The following is a 20,831-nucleotide window of genomic DNA, read 5'->3' on the forward strand; positions in this document are numbered from 1 at the left end:
ATAATATTAGTTAATTTCGTATACTTGAAACTAAATAACCATGACGATTAGAATAACAGGCACAGGAAGTTATATACCAAGCATTGTTGAAAAAAATGAAGATTTCTATAATCATCAATTTTTAAATGCTGATGGCTCTGCTATTAATAGTCCGAATGAAGTTATTGTAAAAAAGTTTAAAGCAATTACTGGTATTCAAGAAAGACGCTATATCAAAGCAGCCTTATTAAATTCTGACATTGCATTTTATGCTGCAGGAAAGGCAATTGAAGATGCAAAAATCGATAAAGAAAGTCTCGATTATATTATCGTTGCTCACAATTATGGTGATGTAAAACACAATGAAGAACAAAGTGATACCGTACCAAGTATTGCATCGCGAGTGAAGCATTTATTGCAAATTAAAAGCCCTAAATGTGTCGGTTATGACTTATTATTTGGTTGTCCTGGCTGGATCGAAGGTGTTATACAGGCCAAAGCATTTATCGCTTCAGGTATTGCCAAACGCTGTTTAGTTATTGGCTCGGAAACCTTATCAAGAGTTGTTGATAAACACGATAGAGACTCTATGATTTATAGTGATGGTGCAGGCGCTGTTATTGTAGAAGAAAGTGACGAAGCAGGTGGTATTTTAGCACACGAAACGGCTACTTATGCTTTAGATGAAGCTCATTTTATTTTCTTTGGAGAAACCAATCATCCTGAAATTACAGAGAAACGCAAATATATTAAAATGTATGGTCGTAAAATATACGAATTTGCCCTAACCAACGTGCCAACAGCTCTAAAATCTTGTCTTGAAAAAAGTGGCAAATCTATTACTGATATCAAAAAAATATTGATCCATCAGGCCAATGAAAAAATGGATGAAGCCATCGTAGAGAGGTTTTACAAACTATACAATATGGAGATGCCAGAAGGGATTATGCCAATGAGTATTAATACACTTGGTAATTCTAGTGTTGCTACCGTACCGACCTTATTTGATATGATTTTAAAAGGTGAATTAACAGATCACGACATCAACAAAGGAGACATTATTATGTTTGCAAGTGTCGGTGCTGGTATGAATATTAATGCTATTGTTTATCAGTATTGATTGATTCTCAAAACCTAATGTACGAAAAAACATATCCAAACAAACGCTTTAAACTCAGCCTTCAGTTTCTAAAAAAACACATCAAACCCACAGAATCTATTTTAGATTTAGGTGTTAAAAACCCATTTTCAGACATTATGATTTCTGAAGGTTATCAGGTAAAGAATACATCAGGTGAAGATTTAGATGAAGACAGATCGACAATAACAAATTCATCGGCAGAAGTCGTTACTGCTTTTGAAATTTTCGAACATTTATTGTCTCCTTATGAAGTTTTAAAATCAATAAAAGGGAATAAACTTATCATTAGTGTGCCTTTAAAATTATGGTTTTCTTCTGCTTATAGAAGTAAAACCGATATGCTCGATAGACATTACCACGAGTTTGAAGCTTGGCAACTCAATTGGCTCTTAGAAAAAACAGGTTGGGTTATAAAAGACAGACAACAATGGACAAATCCTGTGAAAAAAATTGGAATTAGGCCTTTACTTCGTCTCTTTACTCCGCGCTATTATATTGTTTATGCGGAAAAGATAACCACCTCCAATTCCTAAATTACAAATTGAGATGCTACAACGTATCTAAAGCTATATTTATAGCTTAACTTTAAATTCTAAATTTAGAATCTTGAATTTTTACATCATCATACCAGCGCACAACGAACAAGCGTATATTGGTAAAACTTTAGAATCTTTGGTGCAACAAACTTTGCTACCCAAGGCTGTAGTTGTGGTAAATGATAATTCTACAGACCATACACAACAGATTGCTGAAGATTATGCTGCAAAATATCACTGGGTTTCCGTTGTGAATTGCACGTCGTCAGACACCCATTTACCTGGTTCTAAAATTATAAATGCTTTTAATAAAGGTTTAGACGCGCTTGATGATGCCTACGATATCATCTGCAAGTTTGATGCAGATCTTATTTTTACGTCAAATTATTTAGAACAAATCTCAAATCATTTCCAAGCTAATACAACATTAGGCATGGCTTCTGGTTTCTGTTATATTGAAAAAAATGGCAATTGGGTTTTAGAAAACCTCACTAACAAAGATCATATTAGAGGCGCTTTAAAAGCTTACAGAAAAGACTGCTTTAACCAAATAGGACAACTAAAACCAGCGATGGGTTGGGATACGGTTGATGAGTTGCTGGCTAAATTTCATGGTTGGGAAATTCTAACTGATGAAACACTTCATGTAAAGCATCTGAAACCCACAGGACAATCTTATAATAAGGCTTCTAAATATCTGCAAGGCGAAGCCATGTACAAAATGCGTTATGGCTTTCGGATTACTTTTATTTCTGCTTTAAAATTAGCTTACAAAAAAGGAAGTTTGCGATTGTTTAGAGATTATATGGCTGGTTATTATAAGGCTAAATCTGATAAAGTTGAATTTTTGGTGTCTGAGGATGAGGGGAAATTTATTCGGGAGTTGCGTTGGAACGGGATAAAAACCAAATTCCAAAGATAAAATTCTAAATTCTAAGGCTTTTCACTGAGTTATTGCGTTTCAACTTTGAGATTCCTGCGTTCTCAGGAATTTGGTTAGAAACTCCAACGCTTATAACTGCGAGACGCTTCTAATTTATCTTCTATGCTATCATCTAATTCTGGAAAGAAATCAATGCCTGTTAAGGCTTCTACCTCATCTACGGAAACCACAAATTTATACAAGGGCAAGTCAGAATCTTTATGATCTAATAAAAACGCTAACATTTTATAGTGACCATTAGTGTGGTCTAGTATCACTTTATAAAACTGATTGGGTACAGCGACATTCTCATCGCCAATGGTTTTTAGATCATCTTTTAAAATACCACCTGTTACAACAAAAATACCGTTATTCTTTTTTGCCCAATAGCGTACTTTCTGCTCTAATCGGTTCCAAACACCAGCGTTAAATTCGTGTTCCTGTGGACTAATATTACTGGTTAAAAAAGTTTCGTCATGCGCTGCTTTTGTAAATCGTCTGTCAGCTGCGGGAATTAAATGCCCTCTATCGTAACCCGAATTTTTATAATTCCGCCAATGTGCTGCACCAGTTTTTACGGCTTTATCAATTTCAAAATAAGGTCGTTTATGGTTTGTAGAACTTATATGTGACGCTTTCAATTCGTAAGCCACCCATTCAGCTTGCTCGTGAGACTCACTATACGATAACGAATAATTTTGATGATGCACAATTTGATTGGTCGTACTGGTTGGCAGGTAAAACGTATTGGTGTTTTCTTTGACGGTTTCGCCTTCTTTTACGAGTCCTGTTTTTTCCTCACTATTTAAAAAAATTTCGTAGCCAAAAATACCAATGAGAATGATAACAGCTATGATGGTGTATAATGGTTTTCTTTTCAAAATTACAGTTGGTCTAGAAGTGTTGTAGCCTCTTTAGTTTTAAACAGGTTATTGGATACAATATAATCTAATAACACTTTGGCTTCTTCACTTTGATCGTACTTTAAAAGCGCTAACGCTTTATACCAATAGCCTTTTTCAGCATCTAAAAAATCACTATCCGTAAGATAATCAAAAGTAAATAGCGCTGCTTCATAATTACCCAACTCAAGTTCAGAAAGTCCTGTGTAAATCATCAATGTACCATCATATTTCTGAGTAGCCTTAACGCTATTAAATAAGACTAACGCTTCTGAATAATTCTTGTTTTCAAACAAACGCTCCGCTTCAATGAGCACATTTGCGTCATCACTTCGCGACACGAAAGATGGTAAATCACTAAACATTACATAGTCGTTATACAAATCTTGATTCGTTACACTATTATTAAACAACAATTGGAATCCTAAAAACAAAACAACCGATGCTGCGGCTAGATAGTAAAACAAACGTTTTGAAGTCTCCTTTTTCTCGTTGTTGAATTCAGTATTAGTTTGCTCTAAGGTTTTTTTCAAATTTTTTAGGTCGTCTGCTTCCAGAAGCTCTACGTAATCCTTTACTTCGTCATTTTCGGCCTTTACAAAATTCCAACTATTGTCATCTAAAGCATTAAAAAGTTCTGCTTCTAATTTAAAATTTTCACGAAAAAGCGCATCAGATTTTAAGCGTTCTAAAAATGCTTTTTGGTCATTCTCAGATAGTAATCCTTTTAGATAGTTATCTATTAAAATAGCGTCTTCCATTACAATTCTATCAGATTTTTAAATCGATTATCCTTTTTAACATGTTCTTTTAGGCTGTTTTTACATTTAAAAACGCGCTGTCTGACCACAGTTTCTGAGTTATAATTAAACTTCACCATCATCTCTGCATAAGATGTCTTAGCAAAATATAATTTCAATATTTGTTTACAATTCTCGGAAATTAATTCTAGAGTTTCTGTAAATAATTCCCATCGTTTTTGTTCTAAAACTGCCAAGGCCATATCATGGTTGTCATCCTTTAGTTCTATAATGGCATCTTTTGTTACCTTAATTTTAGATTTATTTAATTCTCTACGCCAAAGGTTTTTGCACACGGTAAACAAATAGGCTTCAAAACTAGACTTTATAACAAATTTTTCCTTTTTATACCTTACCGCGAGTTGCATCAAGGCTTTTTGAAAGATATCTTCGGCATCTTCTTGTTGTCCTTTATTACTGCATACAAACAACCTTACTTTGTAAAAGTTATCTTTATAAATCGCTTTAATAACTTTAGCATCGTTATTTAGTAAGGCGTTTAAATAATGAGAATCATCTGTCAATCGTCTGCTTTTATCTTGAATTACAAAAATAAACTTTTATATTTATAGGGTAACAAATTTGTTTTGAATGAACAGGATGTTATAAACTTTAAAATTATTAAGAATTATGAAAACACTACAATTTAGATTTTTAGGCCTCATTATTATGGTTCTCGCGTTCAGCTGTTCTGTTGAAGAATCTTTGAATGAAAACAATTTGGAAACTGAAATTTCTACTAAAATTATTGCGCCTAGTGAAGCAAAGACGCCAAATGAGGAGCTAAACTCTGATGATCGCACCAATAACTCTTTAGTAAATAACGACCCATTGGACAATCGTGGTATAAATACAACAGATCTGAACACGACAAATAGTATAAACACAACAAATACCACAAACTTTATAACCGTAACATTTAATATTGGCACAACACAACAAGAAATTAATGATGCATTAAATATTATAAACCCAGTAAATTATTTTACGTGCCCTAATAGTCCTCATATTATTGTTATGAGCTTTACCCAGAACTTTATAATAGAAGGGACAGGAAGAGGCAGTGGGTCTTCTGGTAAAGATCTTGATCCTGCTATAGAATCTATGACTGGTATTCCTTACATCGCACATTATAGATTTGGTATCCACTGTGAATAAAAGTTTAATTTTTAAGTTTGGTATAACAAAAACCATATTTGCCTTTTGTCTTATATCTGTTGCTTTACCTGAGTTAAACGCTCAGGTAAAGCCAACAGATGTAAAATTTAGTGATAGTATTACAAGTGAACTAATAAAAGAAAAACAGCTAGATAGTTTAGTTGATTTTTATCATAAGATGTCTATTGATTTCTATCGTAAAAAAGACTATTTAAGCGCAATAAAATTCGCAAAGAAAGAAGTTGACATTGGTCTTAAAGTATTAGATAGTTTAGCTTACAAAAATGCCATATTTAATTTGGGTTTATTTTATTACAGAAATGGTAATTATTACCAAGCTATTGAAGCTTATCAAAAAGTAATAGACAGTTTTAATTTAGACAAAAAGACATTGCAATCATATTGCGAGCTAGGAAGAAGTTATCAGAAACTCGGAGATTTTCACCAAGCACTAATCTATTTTGAAAAGGGAGTTTCTCAACCCAAATATTTTTCTAACAAGGAATTGGTCATAAACTATACGAACCTATCAGATTTTTATGATACTTACGACACTAATATAGCTAATTTTTTAAAGAAAAAATTAAAACTTCTACATCGCGTAGATTCTCTAAATGATTTTATTGTAGGAAATGATTTCGGCGTCATAGACAATGAAATTGATTTTGGAAATTATTATAGCAATGAAGAGGTTTTAGATGTTAAAAAAGCACGATATCACTTTAAAAAAGCCTTAACAAAAGCCTTAGAAATTAAGGACACTTTTAGCATAGTTAAAATTAATAATAACTTAAGCTATTTGTATAATTTAATACAAAATGATAGCAGCCTTATATATGCTACTAAAGGAATCATGTTTGCAAAGGCTGATGATCCCATTTTAGTTAAACTGTATAACAATCTCGGAGAATACTACAACAACAAAAGCGATTTCGATGAAGCAATTAAATATGTCAACAAAGAATTATCTCTTTTATTACCTCATACTAGTGATACAAATTATGAATATATCCCTAGTTTTGACGCACTATCCTTATCTCAAGATAAAATACATACCATTTTTACCTTAAGAAATAAAGCACTCTACCATCTTAAAAAATATAAAAAACACGAAAAGAGGAGAGATTTGAATATTTCACATAACATCTTAATGCTGGCGGATCAATTAATTGATGAAGTAAAAAAAGAGAGTAGCGTTACCCAAACTAGATTATTTTGGCAACAAGAGGCATCTCATGTTTATATGATGGCAATACATACCTGCTATTTACTAAATGATATAAATAAAGCTTTTTATTTTATGGAGAAAAAGAAAGCTGTATTGTTATTAGAAAACCTCTCAGACAAAGAGTTACGAGAAAACATCAATTTACCAGACAGTATTATTGAAAAAGAATTATCAATTAAAAAAGCCATTTCTTCAATAGAAAACAATTTATATAATGCTAAAACAAACAATGTTGATTCTTTAAGCAGCGCACTTAATAGTTTAAAGATTAAACATACCAACTTTTTAAAGGCACTTCAAACTGAATATAAAGATTATTACGATTCTAAAATGCCTAGCGAAATAATCAGCCTTGAGGACATACAAAAAACATTAGACAGCCATACCCAGATTTTGGAATATGTGATGAATAAAACAGATAGTTATGTATTAAGTATTACTCAGGATAATGTTGAATTATTTCACCTTAAAAACACTAAAGATTTAATAGAAAAAATTAGTCGTTTTAACCAACTTACATCAAGCCCTTTTAGCACAAATAAAGACAAACAACTTTATAATATTTTAGCAATTGAACTTCACAATATACTTATACCTAAAACTGTCGACGAAACTAAAAAACTTATAATTATACCAGATTACAACTTACAAGTACTTTCGTTTGAAGCATTAAAACCTAATAACAAATCAAAGGATTTTCTTATAAATAATTGTGAAATATCGTATGCATACTCATTAAGTTTTTTAAACCAAAATAGTAAAGTAAAGAGAACTAGTGAGTTGGATATTGTTGGTTTTGCACCCATTAATTTTAATAATGGACTCACAAGTCTTAACCATACAACTATTGAAATCAATACACTTAAAAAATTAATTAGCGGAAATTACTATTTAGATAGTTTAGCTACGAAAAAACACTTTATAGACGGTATTTATAACTCAAAAATTATTCATTTAGCTACACATTCAAATGCTAACGATTCTATTTCGCCATGGATTGCCTTCAAGAATGAAAAAATATTTTTAAATGAATTATACAATACGCAAAACAATGCTCAACTTGTAACACTCAGTGCTTGCAATACAGCTATTGGTCAAATTAAGGAAGGTGAAGGTGTTTTTAGTCTTGCTAGAGGATTTTTTCACTCTGGAGCTAATAGTGTTGCCAGCACACTATGGACAGCAAATGATAAATCTACCACTTTTATTATTGAAGAATTTTATAAGAATTTAAAAAAAGGTCAAACCAAATCAAAAGCTCTCCAAATGGCAAAACTGAAATATTTAGAAACACATTCTCTTTCTGAAACTTCACCATATTATTGGGCTTCTTTTGTATTAATAGGTGATACAAGTAGCATTGATTTAGACAATGGTTTATCTACTTTGCAATGGACAATTATCGGATTCTTAATATTAGTTACACTTTTAATACTATTTATAAAAAAACTAAAAAAATAGGGTAACAAATTAATCTTTACTGAACAGTAGGTTGAATTAAAAATCTTACTACTGTGAAAGACGCACTAAGTTACCAAGTTCAACAACTCTTAAAAGAAAATAAGCTCACAATAGACTTTGATGAGTTAAGCTTTCAAATCCAAACACACCCTACCTATCCAAGCTTACATGCTGTTACTGGAGTCTTAGATCATTTCAGCATAGAAAATATAGCGCTAGATGTACCAAAAACTAATGAAACTTTAGTCCAACTTCCCAATTCGTTTTTAGCCCAAATTAAAAAAGGCTCAACAAAGCAGTTTGTTGTTGTTACTAAAGCCAAAAATCAATATTCTCTTATCTTTAATAAAACAAATAAACAATCGGTATCAGAATCCGAATTTTTGGAACAATTTACTGGTATTGTATTAGCTGTTGACAAGGCTGAATCTAATTTCAAAATTAATAATTCAAAATCAACATCCAATTTAATTAAAGGCCTTACAATTACCTCAGTAATTTTAATGATTTTACTCTTAATTAATTCTAAGGCTGAATTAACAAACTACCTCTTTATTGTTTTAGCTGTATTTGGAATTTATATCACAGCAACTATCCTTAAACAAGAGCAAGGCAAATCAACAATGCTTGGGAGTACATTTTGCTCAAACCCTACTGAAAAAAAGAACTGTAATGCCGTATTGTCTTCTAAAGGTGCAACCCTATATAAAGATATAAAATTGAGTGATTTAAGCTTTATCTACTTCACTGGGCTAACTGCGGCAACCATTATTTTAACCCTGAGCAATACCTCTATTTTTATCCCAAAAATAATTAGCCTTATTGCTCTACCGATCACATTATATTCTATCTACTACCAGGCTATTGTTATTAAAAAATGGTGCTTTCTCTGTTTGTGCGTTGTTACTTTAATGTGGTCTCAAGCGGCTCTTTCTGTAGTTAAATTCTCGCCCAACTATCAGTTTACACCTATATTAATTACAATGTTATCATTAGTTAGTATAGGTATACTTTGGTTAGTAATATCAAAATTCCAAAGAGAAAATAAAGCTTTAAATACTGTAAAACTTGAGTATTTTAAATTTAAAAGAAACTTTGAACTGTTTAATAATCAATTCAGTAAATCAAAAATTATTAATACTAACTTAACTGATACTAAAGAAATGGTTTTTGGGAATATTAATAGCTATTTCCATATTGTTATGATTTCAAATCCAATGTGTGGTCATTGTAAAGCTGTACATCAATTAGTAAACGAAATTTTAAAACACTATTCTAACTCGGTAAAGCTATCCATAAGGTTTAACGTAAACCCCAAAGATCCTCTAAACTCAGCCGTTAAAGTAACGACAAGACTTCTAGAAATACACCATTCTCAAAATACTAAGATGAGTTTACAAGCTATGAACGATATCTATGGCGATTACTCCACAGAAGGTTGGTTAAAAAAATGGAAAGAGTGTTCTGAGCAAAAAGAATATTTATCAATTCTACAAAATGAGTATTCTTGGTGTTCAGAAAACAATATCACTTTTACCCCAGAAATTCTAATCAACGGACAATCGTATCCAAAAATGTATGACCGTAGAGAGCTTATACACTTTATAGAAGATTTAATAGAGCAGTTTGAAACCAATAACTTCAGCACTCCTTTTGTCGAAAAACATGAAGTTTGACAAATAAAGCCCTTAAAAAAGAGCTTTATATTGAATAATTCTCTCGCGAATAATAGACACAACGAATTTAGTATGCTCACTTATCGCTATAACTATAGTCTGAAACACATAAAATACATCCGATTTGAAAAATAAGTTTCCTACATATCTACAAACCGAATCAAAAGACTGCGGCCCTACGTGTATTAAAATAATCGCTAAACATTATGGAAAAACAATTAATACGCAAGAGCTTAGACTATTAAGCGAAACTACACGTTTAGGAAGCAACTTAATGAGCTTAAGCGATGCTGCAGAATCTATAGGTTTTAGATCATTAGGAATTAAATTAGCCTATAGCAAATTAACGGAAGCACCTCTACCATGCATATTACATTGGAATAATGACCACTACGTTGTTTTATATAAAATAAAGAATGGTAAAATTTATATCTCTGATCCGGCTTATGGATTAATAACCTACAAAAAAAAAGAGTTCATTAAATCTTGGATAGGAGAAAATGCAGATGAAAATACGGAAGAAGGAATAGCGCTCATAATTGAGCCCACGCCAAATTTTTATCAAACAGAATTTGATAAAGATGAAGAATTTGGATTCCGTTTTATGTTTAAATATCTTTTTAAATACAAAAAATTTATAGTTCAATTAATCATTGGTTTAATTGCAGGGAGCTTACTGCAACTTGTTACACCTTTTTTAACACAAAGTATTGTAGATATTGGTATTCAGAATCAAGATCTCGATTTTATTTATCTCATCCTTTTTGCACAATTAGCATTATTTGTAGGAGGTGCATCTCTTCAGATTGTAAGAAGCTGGATTTCATTGCATTTAAGCACTCGTATTAATATCTCTTTAATCTCAGACTTCTTTATAAAGCTTATGAAACTTCCCATTTCCTATTTTGATGTTAGGATGACAGGAGACTTAATGCAACGCATTGGAGACCATAGTCGAATAGAAAGTATACTCACAACATCCTCACTTACCATTATTTTTTCTTTCTTCAATTTTATCATTTTCGCTTTTATCTTGGCGCACTATAGTGTACAAATTCTTAGTGTTTTCTTAATTGGTAGTTGCATATATATTATTTGGGTTCTATTCTTCTTTAAAAGACGAAAAGAACTTGATTACAAACGTTTTGCGCAAGTCAGTGACTCACAAAGTAAAGTCATTGAACTTATTAATGGTATGCAAGAAATTAAGCTACACAATGCAGAACGACGTATGCGCTGGAACTGGGAATACGTGCAAGCCAAACTCTTTAAAATTGCTACCAAAAGCTTGGCTTTAGAACAAACCCAAAGTGTTGGATCTAGTTTGATAAATCAGCTTAAAAATATGATTATTACGGTACTCTCTGCTACTTTAGTGGTTAAAGGAGAAATCACTCTAGGGATGATGATGGCTATAAGCTATATGGTTGGGCAGTTAAATGGTCCTATTGTACAACTCATTGGTTTTTTGCGTCAACTACAAGATGCAAAAATCTCAATTGAAAGACTAGGTGAAATACAAAATATGGATGATGAAGAAAAACCAGAAGATCATAAAATCACAGAAATACCCAAACTCGAAGATATAAAGTTAAATAATATCTCTTTTAAATATCAAGGAGAACTAGATCCCGTTATAAAAAATCTATCATTAACTATCCCACCAAATAAAACTACTGCTATAGTAGGTACCAGTGGGAGTGGAAAAACAACACTCATGAAACTTCTCCTTCGTTTCTATGATATTGATAGTGGTGAAATCTCAATTGGAAACTTTAACTTAAATAACATATCCCAACGCGCATGGCGCTCAAATTGTGGTGTGGTGATGCAAGAAGGTTATATTTTTAATGACACTATTGCCCAAAACATTGCAGTTGGAGAAGATTATATTGACACTGAACGATTAAAATATGCGATTGATGTTGCAAATATATCAGACTACATAGAACAACTCCCACTACACTATAACACAAAAATCGGTAGTGAAGGTAATGGTCTGAGTACTGGGCAAAAGCAACGTTTACTCATCGCTAGATCCGTATATAAAAATCCACAACTTTTATTTTTTGATGAAGCTACCTCTGCTTTAGACGCAAATAATGAAAAAGTTATTATGGAAAAACTTAATAAGTTTTTAAAAGATAAAACAGCCGTAGTCATTGCGCATAGATTAAGCACAGTAAAAAACGCACATCAAATCGTTGTACTGGATGATGGAAAGATTGTAGAAATAGGAAATCATAAAGAGTTGACAGAAAACAAAGCCAGCTATTATAACCTCGTAAAAAATCAATTAGAACTCGGTGAATAATATGGAAAATATACAAGCTAACAGCACACATGTGGACTTAAGAAGCGAACATGTGCAAGAACTTTTAGAAGCAGTTCCTAATTGGATGATCCGTTATGGAAATGTACTCATACTAGCATTTATTATGATGTTTCTATTCTTATCGTGGTTTATAAAATATCCAGATGTTATTGCCGCAGAAGCGCAAATTACAACTAAACTACCTCCTCAAAAAAAATACGCCCAAGTTAATGGCAAATTAGACGCTCTATTAATGGAAGACAATGATTCTGTAAATGAAGGAAATATTCTAGCGATAATTGAAAACACTGCCAATTTTGAACACATCCTTTTACTAAAATCTGTTGTTGACACCATTAAAGTCGATAATACTAACTTTGAATTTCCTTTAGACGAATTACCTATTCTATTCTTAGGTGATATAGATGCGCAATATGCGATATTCGAAAATAGCTATATCCAATACCAATTAAATAAAACCCTAGATCCATTTGCTAATGAACAAAGTGGCAATATGTTTGCAAAAGGTCAACTCTACTCAAGACTCAAAACACTTAAATCTCAAAAAAGAATTAACCAATCTGAAATAGTATTTCAGAAAAAAGACTTGGAAAGACAACGGCATCTGTTTAAAAAAGGGGTGATTGCAAAGCAAACTTTAGAGTCTAAGGAACTAAACTATCTCCAAGCCGAACGAAATTTTGCTAATATAGATGCTTCAATTTCTCAACTAAAGGAGTCTATCAACAACGCAAACACAAATTCTGTAAATACTTCAATAAAAAAAACAAGAGAAGATATAAGTCTTCTTAAAAATGTAATTCAATCCTTTAATCAACTAAAAAGAGCCTTGAAAGACTGGGAAATGAAATATGCCATTATTGCGGATATAGACGGAAAAGTAGCGTTTTCAAAACTTTGGACAGAAAACCAAACCATTAATCAAAATGATTTATTGTTTACCTTAATTCCAAAAGAAAATTCGGCTTTTATAGCCAAACTGAAAACACCAGCTCAAAACTCTGGAAAAATAAAAAGAGGACAAGTTGTAAATATTAAACTCGAAAATTATCCAGATAATGAATTCGGTACACTTAAGGGTAAAATTGAATCTATATCCCTTTTTACAGATGAACATGGGTTCTATTTAGTAACTGTATCTCTCCCATCTAAATTGACAACCTCTTATAATAAAAATATTGATTTTAAATATGAAATGCGCGGACAGGCACAAATTATCACTGAAGACTTAAGGCTAATAGAGCGCTTCTTTTATCAGCTCAAAAATATTTTTAAGCATTAAAGATATTCTCTCGCGAGGAATAGACATAAGCCTTGGGTGTCTTTAAATGACCAAGATTAATTTAATTTTTAAATAGTTTAATTATGAAACATTTATTGAATTTAGGAAAAGCTTTAAATAAAGCTGAACAAAAACAAATTTTTGGAGGGAATAACAAATTAACTCAATATTCCGAGCCTTGTAATACCAACATCGATCCAAACTGCGGAGGCGGAGGTGGTGGCGCTGGGATTCCAGGTAGTGGATATTGCACCTCGGATGCAGATTGTGGAATGGCTACTATTCAAGTTCCAGCAGATTGCCCACCTGGTTGGCAATTTGGTAGTTGCGGTTATACCTCAGAACAAGTTCAAATGACCTGCTTTACGGGCGGTAGTAGTTCTGGATTTTGTACGGCATAATATTTAAGAAGGATGAGGTCAAACTCTTTTTATTGAAAAATTAGAAAATAAATTTATAATCTTCAATAAAGATAATTACACCCAAGAAATAGACACAACTCTTGGGTGTCTTTAAATGACCAAGATTAATTTAATTTTTAAACAGTTTAATTATGAAAAATTTAATGAATTTCGGAAAGGCTTTAAACAAAGCTGAACAAAAGCAAGTTTTTGGAGGGTTTGGTCCAAACAGGCTAACCAAAGCAGATGGTGGAGCATGTTATAGTCAGGTATATCTTGAAGAATGTCCTGATGAGCCTGGTTTTCCAGATCGTTCAAATGATGATGGTAGTAATAGTGGGTGTTGGGCACTTGAATACATTTGCTAATACTTCCATTAATAAGGCCTACCTATACAAAATAGGTGGCCTTATTTTAATCAATAACAAACCCCAAAACACTACCTGTAGCTCCATTAGGAAAACTAATACCTAAAAGCGCAGAGATGGTTGGCGCAATATCGGGAATTACCGTTTTATCATAAGTTTCGCCATGCTTAATCCCTTTTCCAAAAAACAATAAGGGTACGTGTGTATCATAATTTAAACCACTACCATGTGTAGAGCCCGTTTTGCCGTAAGAAATAAAAGCAGAATCGTTCACTAAAATAATATCACCTGAGCGTTTTTGGCTAAAGCCATTTTGCAATAGCGCTTCAATTCCGGTGGAAAAACTCGTGGTACTCATTGTAGTTGCTGTATACACTTTAGACACACTCTCATAACTCAATTGTTCTAAAGCAATTTCATTTTGTACATCAATTAGATTTAAGCCTAAAGCTTTTACTTTTTCACGATTTAAAAATATTTGATCATTGCTAATATTTTCTACGATCTCTTCCGTACCATAAGTAGCCTTTAAAAATAGATTAAATTTTTCCTTTCTGGCCCTATTATCTAAATAACCTGCTGGAATTTTAACAGATGTTAAATAATTAGGTACATCTACAGCTCCATGATCTGCGGTTAAGAATACAGTATATTCTCCTTTTCCAACTGTTGTGTCTAAGTATTTAAAGAAACGTTCTAAATCTTTATCTAAACGAATGTAGGTATCTTCAATCTCTTTAGAATTCACACCAAAATTATGACCTACATAATCCGTACTACTAAAACTCACGGTTAACACATCTGTGATGGCGTCTTGTCCTAAATTTTCAGCTTTAATCGCTGCCATGGCGAAATCTGCTGTTAAACTATTGCCGTAAGGTGTCGCCTTAAGAATGTCGAAACCTCGATTGTCGGCACTCAAGGCTTTTAAATCATAAGGGAAAGTCGCTTTTTCTTTTCCTCTAAAACCGCCTTCAAAGGTGTTTTCGTCAGGACCACTTTCTGTATAGGTCATAATATCGTAAACGGTGTTCCATTCTTTTAAATAGGATTCGGCAGCTTCCGACGTATTAAAATCTTTAACCCATTGTGGCAAATCCGTCATATAAAATGAACTCGAAATCCAAGATCCTTCGTCTCTACCATGAAACCAATAAGCAGCATTAGCGGCATGGCCTGCAGGTAAAATTGCACCACGATCTTTTAAAGATATACCAATCGTTTTACCTTGCATTTGTGTAAACAACCTGTTTTCATCACCAAAAGTAGTGGTTTGCATTCTGCGTGGCGACATTTTGCCTGCTTTATCTTCGGTACCTATAGATGCTACGCTATCATCACCTGCACAATACACCATCTCTTTAGTGTCCTTATCGTACCAATTATTCCCTATAATACCGTGATATTTTGGTGTGGTACCTGTGTAAACCGATGCATGGCCAGGACCTGTATACGTTGGTATATAATTAAAGTGATTGTTTTTACAATTAAACCCTTCACTCATCATACGTTTAAAACCTCCATCACCAAACTTAGCGTCAAATCTTGTTAAATAATCGTAACGCATTTGGTCTACTACGATACCTACTACTAATTTTGGCCTCGCGTTGGTTTCTAAAATCTCCGATTTATCTACGGAATCAACTGCTGTATTTTGTGCATTACAACACATTAATAAAAGTGAAAATACAATTAAGACAAGGCTCTTTTTCATTTAAATAGGGTATTAATTTTCATTTCAAAAATACAATTTTTAAATCATCTTAATTTTATTTTAAGGCAATATCCTAATCATTTTTTATATTTTTACAGTAATGAAATACCCAACAACTTACCTTCATAATATAGGCACTTACTTTATAATGATTAAGGATATATTTCGTAGACCTACCAAATGGTCTGTGATGAAACCTTTAATTTTAAAAGACATTGATGATTTAATTATTGGATCTTTAGGTATTGTAGCTTTTATTTCATTTTTTGTTGGTAGCGTTGTTGCCATACAAACGTCATTGAATATGACGAGTCCTCTAATGCCAAAATCCTTAGTTGGTTTTGCAACGAGACAATCCATCATCTTAGAATTTGCTCCTACGTTTATCTCTGTAATTATGGCTGGTAAAATGGGCTCTTTTATTACATCTAGTATTGGTACCATGCGTGTTACAGAACAAATTGATGCGCTCGAAGTGATGGGCATTAATGCGATAAACTACCTGGTGTTTCCTAAATTTATTGCATTAATTCTTTATCCTTTTGTGATCTCTATCGCCATGTTTTTAGGCGTTGTTGGTGGTCTTATTGCTTGTATTTACGGTGGCTATGGCACCATGGAAGATTATATTGAAGGTGTGAAAATGGACTTTATACCCTTTCATTTTATCTATGCATTTTTAAAGACGTTTATCTTTGCCTTCTTATTAGCAACCATACCTTCTTACTACGGTTATTTTATGAAAGGTGGTGCTTTAGAAGTTGGAAAAGCAAGTACCACATCATTCGTTTGGACGAGTGTAATGATTATACTTACCAACTTTTTACTAACCAGTTTATTGCTCGGCTAATTATGATACAAGTTACGGATTTACAAAAATCGTTTGGAGATGCTCATATTTTGAAAGGCATCACCACGTCTTTTGAAAAAGGTAAGACCAACTTAATTATCGGTCAAAGTGGTTCGGGAAAAACAGTGTTTTTAAAATGCTTATTGGGTTTATTTGAATACGAAGCAGGTTCTATATCTTATGATGGAAAAATTTTTAAGAATTTAAGTCCTAACGAAAGACGTGCTTTACGTGCCGAAATAGGCATGGTTTTTCAGGGCAGTGCTTTGTTTGATTCTATGACCATTGCCGAAAATATCATGTTTCCGTTGCGTATGTTTACCAAACAGAGTAAAAGCGAAATGGAAGATCGGGTCAATGAAGTTTTAAAACGTGTTAACTTAGATAATGCACATCACAAGATGCCGAGTGAAGCGTCTGGTGGTATGCAAAAACGTGTGGCGATTGCGAGAGCCATTGTTAACCGACCAAAATATTTATTCTGTGATGAGCCTAATTCTGGTTTAGATCCAAAAACAGCCATTGTTATTGATAACCTTATTCAGGAAATTACAGACGAATTTAGTATTACAACCGTTATCAATTCTCATGATATGAATTCTGTTATGGAAATTGGTGAAAAAATCGTCTTTCTTAAAGATGGTTTAAAAGCTTGGGAAGGGTCTAATGAAACCATCTTTAGAACCGATAATGAAGTGGTAACCGACTTTGTTTATTCTTCTAATTTATTTAAAAAAGTACGCAAAATGTATCTGGAAGAAAACGCATAATTTAGTTTCTTCGGATTAATACCGTATCTACTTTAAGTTCGTTCTTTAACCATTTCTGTAAATCGCGTTCTTTTATAACAACCATACTATCAGACAAGGCGACTTTCCATCTCACATTAGCCACAGCTACTGTATCAATATTTATAAAATCTTTAGATTCTAACATCTTAGCATAGCCAAAAAACTCAAGATCATTGAATCTTACTTTTGCATCGCGAGACAAAGCACTAAATGACACCGCATTCTGGTTGGTGTTTTTAGATTCTATAACTTTATTGAGATTAGAAATATTAGTTTCTAATTGTGTTATTTGTTTTTGAAGCCCATCAATGACATTATCTTTTCGATCTAAATCAGCATACGCGCGATCAAGAGATTGACTTAAACGATCTGCACTTCTGGTTTTGTTCGCATTAATAATTAATTCAAAATCCTTAATGCTTTCATATTGCAACTTATGATTTTGCAAAGCTGAAACCATTTCATCACTAACGTCACCATTAAAATGCAAACGAATGGTTTTTGTATCAGGATCTAAATCATCCTTTTTTCGCTGTAACCAGAGATTGTCATTATTCTCAATATTGTTTTTAACAAAATTCTCAAAGTCTCTTTTATAAGTACTTTCTTTTAGAACTGATAAAAACGTCCAAATTGCAGGAACCATTACAATTATGGCCACAAGTGTTGCCACTCTAGAAATACGTTTACGCTTTGCTGAATTTGCATATTTAAGCATAGGAAAACGCAAAATCTTTAATACTAAAAATGTCGCCAAGGCAATAAATATCGTATTGATGGTAAACAAATACATAGCTCCACCAAAATAACTCCAATTCCCTTCTGCTAGACCATAACCTGCTGTACACAATGGTGGCATTAATGCTGTGGCAATAGCAACACCAAAAATTACTGAGGCAATAGTTCCTTTTTTGGTTCGGGCAATAATTAAAGCTAAACCACCGAAAAAGGCAATGAGTACATCTCTAATATCTGGACGTGTTCTTCCCAGAAGTTCTGAAGTTTCTTCACTCAACGGGAATAACCAAAAGAATAGAAAAGCAGTTAGTAAACTCAACACAATCATCGTTGCTAAGTTCACTAATGACTTTCTTAAAGTATCAATATCATTAATGGCTAGTGACATACCAACACCTAAAATAGGTCCCATTAAAGGCGAAATTAACATGGCACCAATAACGACTGCTGTAGAATTTGCATTAAGACCTATAGAGGCCACAAAAATAGAACACACCAAAATCCAAGCGGTTGCTCCTTTAAAAGGAATATCAGCTTTTATCGCTGTAATTGTCGCGTCTCTATCAGTGTCATCCCTAAAATCAAGAAGTTCACTCATAAAGGTTTTTATACTCGCAAATAAACCTTGAGCATCTTTTTTTACAGCGTCTTTTTTCTCTTCAACAGCTTTATCTTTATTGATTTGCTGTTGCTGCTCTTCTTCTTCAGAAAAATTAAATTTACTTTCGTCACTCATAATTTTAAAAAATTCCAATTTTTAAATCCCAAATTCCATAATTTGAAAATTGACATCAAAGAGGTTATGGTTCTAAAATCCTGCAAGGCTAGCCGTAAGATGCTCCAAATTTAGCTTTCACATTCTGAAGTGCTTTTTTTATGTCTTGCTCTTTAGCTTTAGGAAAGATAAGTAAAACTTCGTCTTTATCAACAATTATGTAATCTTTTAGTCCATCGACAACGACGACTTTCCCTTCTTTGGAACGAATCATATTTCCGCTAGAATCTTCTAGTAATACCTTAGAATTTACCACAGCATTACTATTGTCATCTTTATCTAATTTATCGTAAAGACTTCCCCAAGTTCCTAAGTCATTCCAATCGAATGTTGCCGGAATTACATATATATTCTCACTCTTTTCCATGAGTGCATAATCTACCGAGATGTTCTCCGACTTGCCATAATTTTCTTTAATAAAGTCGTCTTCAAATTCTGTATTGTAGACGCTTATGCCAGATTCAAACAGTTGAAATAATTCGGGTTGATTATTTTTAAATGCTTTAATCACTGATTTCACACTCCACATAAAAATTCCGGCATTCCATAAAAAATTACCTTGATTTAAAAATGTTTTTGCCGTTTCGTAATCTGGTTTTTCTCTAAACTGGTTGACTGCTTTCACTTCGGCTACGCTCAGTGACCGCTCTTTATCATATTCGATATAGCCATAACCTGTATTTGCAAATGTAGGTGTGATGCCTAAAGTCATTAATGCATCATTAGCTTCACAATAATCAAAGGCTGTTTTTACGTTATTTGAGAATGCGTGTTCATCTTCAATCCAGTGATCACTAGGTGCTACAATCATAAGTGCATCTTCATTTTCCTTCTGAATTTTTAAAGACGCATACAAAATACAAGGTGCTGTGTTTCGCATCGCTGGCTCTAAAACGACTTGGCGTTTTGTGACCATCGGTAATTGTTCAAAAACCAAATCATTATAACGCTCATTGGTTAATATGAATATATTTTCTTCGGGAATTAATTGTGCCAAACGATGAAATGTTTTCTGAATCAGGGTATCTCCTGTTCCTAACATATCGTGAAATTGCTTCGGGAAATCTTGTGTACTTACTGGCCAAAATCTTGAACCTACACCTCCTGCCATTAATATGGCGTAATAATTTTTGTTTTTGCTATCCATCAATTTATGTTTTTATCTAAAACCTCCACTTCTGCATTTGGGTTAAACAAATATAATTTACCTGAATTAACCTCAACACATTCGTAACGTTTTCTTCTTTTGTTTCCTCTTTTAAAAATTCTACCATTATAGAGTTTAAAAGTTTGATTCAAAGATACTTCAAACACATAGGTCTTATCATTACTTTCGTCGAATTGCTTTAAGGCAAAGGCGAGTTGCGTGTCTGTATCGCTAGACGCTTTTGGATTCTTAAAATGATTGGCTAATAAAGGCAATAATTCTGTTGGAAATATATCTGGACTTAAAAACGGTAACATTAAATGCTGAAAGGTTTGCTTCCACTCTTTTCCGTGCGGCTTAATGAATCTTCCGTAAGTTTTATAAGCTTCAAAATGCGCGATTTCATGAATTAGTGTGATAAGAAATCGATAACAATTCAAATTAGAATTCACGGTAATTTGATGTTTCCCATTTGGTAAAGCTCTATAATCACCATGACGCGTTTTGCGTTCATTTTTGACTTTAACCGTTAAACCATCCACAGCTAAAAGAGTAGTAATCATTGGTTTTGCCGAAATAGGAATGAAGTTTAGAAGTGGTGTTTGCATCAAAACAAAAATAAGGGAT

Annotated in this window: 19 protein-coding genes; 12 read left to right on the forward strand and 7 right to left on the reverse strand. The window is 33.0% G+C overall.

The window, feature by feature from the left end; translation table 11 throughout:
- The first annotated feature begins 40 nt into the window (after positions 1 to 40).
- The 3 genes from AB8B52_RS06885 to AB8B52_RS06895 all read left to right on the forward strand — a co-directional run bounded on the left by AB8B52_RS06885 (position 41) and on the right by AB8B52_RS06895 (position 2,578).
- Positions 41 to 1,099 (forward strand): 3-oxoacyl-ACP synthase III family protein, encoded by a 1,059-nt coding sequence (locus tag AB8B52_RS06885; RefSeq protein WP_406026531.1) that lies wholly within the window; start codon positions 41 to 43, stop codon positions 1,097 to 1,099.
- Positions 1,100 to 1,116: 17 nt separating this feature from the next.
- Positions 1,117 to 1,653, forward strand: coding sequence for a methyltransferase (locus AB8B52_RS06890; protein ID WP_406026533.1), 537 nt, complete (start codon positions 1,117 to 1,119; stop codon positions 1,651 to 1,653).
- A gap of 73 nt (positions 1,654 to 1,726) precedes the next feature.
- A complete protein-coding gene (locus tag AB8B52_RS06895; protein ID WP_406026535.1) occupies positions 1,727 to 2,578 on the forward strand; it encodes a glycosyltransferase family 2 protein in 852 nt (283 codons plus the stop codon).
- Between the two features lie 74 nt (positions 2,579 to 2,652).
- Here AB8B52_RS06895 and AB8B52_RS06900 read toward each other — a convergent pair whose 3' ends face one another.
- The 3 genes from AB8B52_RS06900 to AB8B52_RS06910 are packed head-to-tail and all read right to left on the reverse strand — an operon-like array spanning position 2,653 to position 4,804.
- Positions 2,653 to 3,459, reverse strand: a complete 807-nt coding sequence (locus AB8B52_RS06900) for a DNA/RNA non-specific endonuclease (protein WP_406026537.1) — start codon at positions 3,457 to 3,459, stop codon at positions 2,653 to 2,655.
- 2 nt (positions 3,460 to 3,461) lie between these two features.
- On the reverse strand, positions 3,462 to 4,241 hold the full coding sequence (locus tag AB8B52_RS06905) for a hypothetical protein (protein ID WP_406026538.1): 780 nt from the start codon (positions 4,239 to 4,241) through the stop codon (positions 3,462 to 3,464).
- Positions 4,241 to 4,804: an RNA polymerase sigma factor gene (locus AB8B52_RS06910; protein WP_406026540.1), complete on the reverse strand. Its 564-nt coding sequence runs from the start codon at positions 4,802 to 4,804 to the stop codon at positions 4,241 to 4,243. Before AB8B52_RS06910 ends, AB8B52_RS06905 begins: the two co-directional genes overlap by 1 nt.
- A 106-nt stretch (positions 4,805 to 4,910) precedes the next feature.
- Here AB8B52_RS06910 and AB8B52_RS06915 point away from each other — a divergent pair, with 106 nt between their 5' ends.
- The 7 genes from AB8B52_RS06915 (at position 4,911) to AB8B52_RS06945 (ending at position 14,189) form a co-directional block, all read left to right on the forward strand.
- Positions 4,911 to 5,438, forward strand: a complete 528-nt coding sequence (locus AB8B52_RS06915; protein ID WP_406026542.1) for a hypothetical protein — start codon at positions 4,911 to 4,913, stop codon at positions 5,436 to 5,438.
- Complete coding sequence (locus AB8B52_RS06920; RefSeq protein ID WP_406026543.1) at positions 5,431 to 8,127, forward strand: CHAT domain-containing protein; 2,697 nt, start codon at positions 5,431 to 5,433, stop codon at positions 8,125 to 8,127. The genes AB8B52_RS06915 and AB8B52_RS06920 overlap by 8 nt, the downstream gene beginning before the upstream one ends.
- 53 nt (positions 8,128 to 8,180) lie before the next feature.
- Positions 8,181 to 9,803, forward strand: coding sequence for a vitamin K epoxide reductase family protein (locus tag AB8B52_RS06925; protein WP_406026545.1), 1,623 nt, complete (start codon positions 8,181 to 8,183; stop codon positions 9,801 to 9,803).
- A gap of 124 nt (positions 9,804 to 9,927) precedes the next feature.
- Positions 9,928 to 12,117 (forward strand): peptidase domain-containing ABC transporter, encoded by a 2,190-nt coding sequence (locus AB8B52_RS06930; RefSeq protein ID WP_406026547.1) that lies wholly within the window; start codon positions 9,928 to 9,930, stop codon positions 12,115 to 12,117.
- A 1-nt stretch (position 12,118) separates the two neighbouring features.
- Complete coding sequence (locus AB8B52_RS06935) at positions 12,119 to 13,420, forward strand: HlyD family secretion protein (RefSeq protein WP_406026549.1); 1,302 nt, start codon at positions 12,119 to 12,121, stop codon at positions 13,418 to 13,420.
- Between the two features lie 83 nt (positions 13,421 to 13,503).
- Positions 13,504 to 13,821, forward strand: a complete 318-nt coding sequence (locus tag AB8B52_RS06940) for a hypothetical protein (protein ID WP_406026551.1) — start codon at positions 13,504 to 13,506, stop codon at positions 13,819 to 13,821.
- Between the two features lie 152 nt (positions 13,822 to 13,973).
- On the forward strand, positions 13,974 to 14,189 hold the full coding sequence (locus tag AB8B52_RS06945) for a hypothetical protein (protein ID WP_406026553.1): 216 nt from the start codon (positions 13,974 to 13,976) through the stop codon (positions 14,187 to 14,189).
- Between the two features lie 46 nt (positions 14,190 to 14,235).
- Here AB8B52_RS06945 and pafA read toward each other — a convergent pair whose 3' ends face one another.
- Positions 14,236 to 15,903: an alkaline phosphatase PafA gene (gene pafA / locus AB8B52_RS06950; RefSeq protein ID WP_406026554.1), complete on the reverse strand. Its 1,668-nt coding sequence runs from the start codon at positions 15,901 to 15,903 to the stop codon at positions 14,236 to 14,238.
- A 100-nt stretch (positions 15,904 to 16,003) separates the two neighbouring features.
- Between pafA and AB8B52_RS06955 the strand changes: the two genes are divergently transcribed.
- Complete coding sequence (locus AB8B52_RS06955) at positions 16,004 to 16,753, forward strand: MlaE family ABC transporter permease (protein WP_406026556.1); 750 nt, start codon at positions 16,004 to 16,006, stop codon at positions 16,751 to 16,753.
- 2 nt (positions 16,754 to 16,755) lie between these two features.
- Complete coding sequence (locus AB8B52_RS06960) at positions 16,756 to 17,523, forward strand: ABC transporter ATP-binding protein (RefSeq protein ID WP_406026558.1); 768 nt, start codon at positions 16,756 to 16,758, stop codon at positions 17,521 to 17,523.
- A 1-nt stretch (position 17,524) separates the two neighbouring features.
- Here the strand turns inward: AB8B52_RS06960 and AB8B52_RS06965 are convergent, their stop codons facing one another.
- The 3 genes from AB8B52_RS06965 to AB8B52_RS06975 form a co-directional block, all read right to left on the reverse strand.
- Positions 17,525 to 19,018, reverse strand: a complete 1,494-nt coding sequence (locus AB8B52_RS06965) for a DUF389 domain-containing protein (RefSeq protein WP_406026560.1) — start codon at positions 19,016 to 19,018, stop codon at positions 17,525 to 17,527.
- 88 nt (positions 19,019 to 19,106) lie between these two features.
- Positions 19,107 to 20,204 (reverse strand): mannose-1-phosphate guanylyltransferase, encoded by a 1,098-nt coding sequence (locus AB8B52_RS06970; protein WP_406026562.1) that lies wholly within the window; start codon positions 20,202 to 20,204, stop codon positions 19,107 to 19,109.
- Positions 20,204 to 20,812 (reverse strand): SprT-like domain-containing protein, encoded by a 609-nt coding sequence (locus tag AB8B52_RS06975; RefSeq protein ID WP_406026564.1) that lies wholly within the window; start codon positions 20,810 to 20,812, stop codon positions 20,204 to 20,206. Before AB8B52_RS06975 ends, AB8B52_RS06970 begins: the two co-directional genes overlap by 1 nt.
- Between the last annotated feature and the right edge of the window lie 19 nt (positions 20,813 to 20,831).

The organism is Winogradskyella sp. (assembly GCF_045105575.1).
GTDB lineage: Bacteria > Bacteroidota > Bacteroidia > Flavobacteriales > Flavobacteriaceae > Winogradskyella.

Coding starts and splice junctions, on each gene's coding strand:
- AB8B52_RS06885 (WP_406026531.1), top strand. CDS start 41: ATGACGATTAGAATAACAGGCACAGGAAGTTATATACCAAGCATTGTT.
- AB8B52_RS06890 (WP_406026533.1), top strand. CDS start 1,117: ATGTACGAAAAAACATATCCAAACAAACGCTTTAAACTCAGCCTTCAG.
- AB8B52_RS06905 (WP_406026538.1), bottom strand. CDS start 4,241: ATGGAAGACGCTATTTTAATAGATAACTATCTAAAAGGATTACTATCT.
- AB8B52_RS06915 (WP_406026542.1), top strand. CDS start 4,911: ATGAAAACACTACAATTTAGATTTTTAGGCCTCATTATTATGGTTCTC.
- AB8B52_RS06935 (WP_406026549.1), top strand. CDS start 12,119: ATGGAAAATATACAAGCTAACAGCACACATGTGGACTTAAGAAGCGAA.
- AB8B52_RS06940 (WP_406026551.1), top strand. CDS start 13,504: ATGAAACATTTATTGAATTTAGGAAAAGCTTTAAATAAAGCTGAACAA.
- AB8B52_RS06945 (WP_406026553.1), top strand. CDS start 13,974: ATGAAAAATTTAATGAATTTCGGAAAGGCTTTAAACAAAGCTGAACAA.
- pafA (WP_406026554.1), bottom strand. CDS start 15,903: ATGAAAAAGAGCCTTGTCTTAATTGTATTTTCACTTTTATTAATGTGT.
- AB8B52_RS06955 (WP_406026556.1), top strand. CDS start 16,004: ATGAAATACCCAACAACTTACCTTCATAATATAGGCACTTACTTTATA.
- AB8B52_RS06960 (WP_406026558.1), top strand. CDS start 16,756: ATGATACAAGTTACGGATTTACAAAAATCGTTTGGAGATGCTCATATT.
- AB8B52_RS06965 (WP_406026560.1), bottom strand. CDS start 19,018: ATGAGTGACGAAAGTAAATTTAATTTTTCTGAAGAAGAAGAGCAGCAA.
- AB8B52_RS06970 (WP_406026562.1), bottom strand. CDS start 20,204: ATGGATAGCAAAAACAAAAATTATTACGCCATATTAATGGCAGGAGGT.
- AB8B52_RS06975 (WP_406026564.1), bottom strand. CDS start 20,812: ATGCAAACACCACTTCTAAACTTCATTCCTATTTCGGCAAAACCAATG.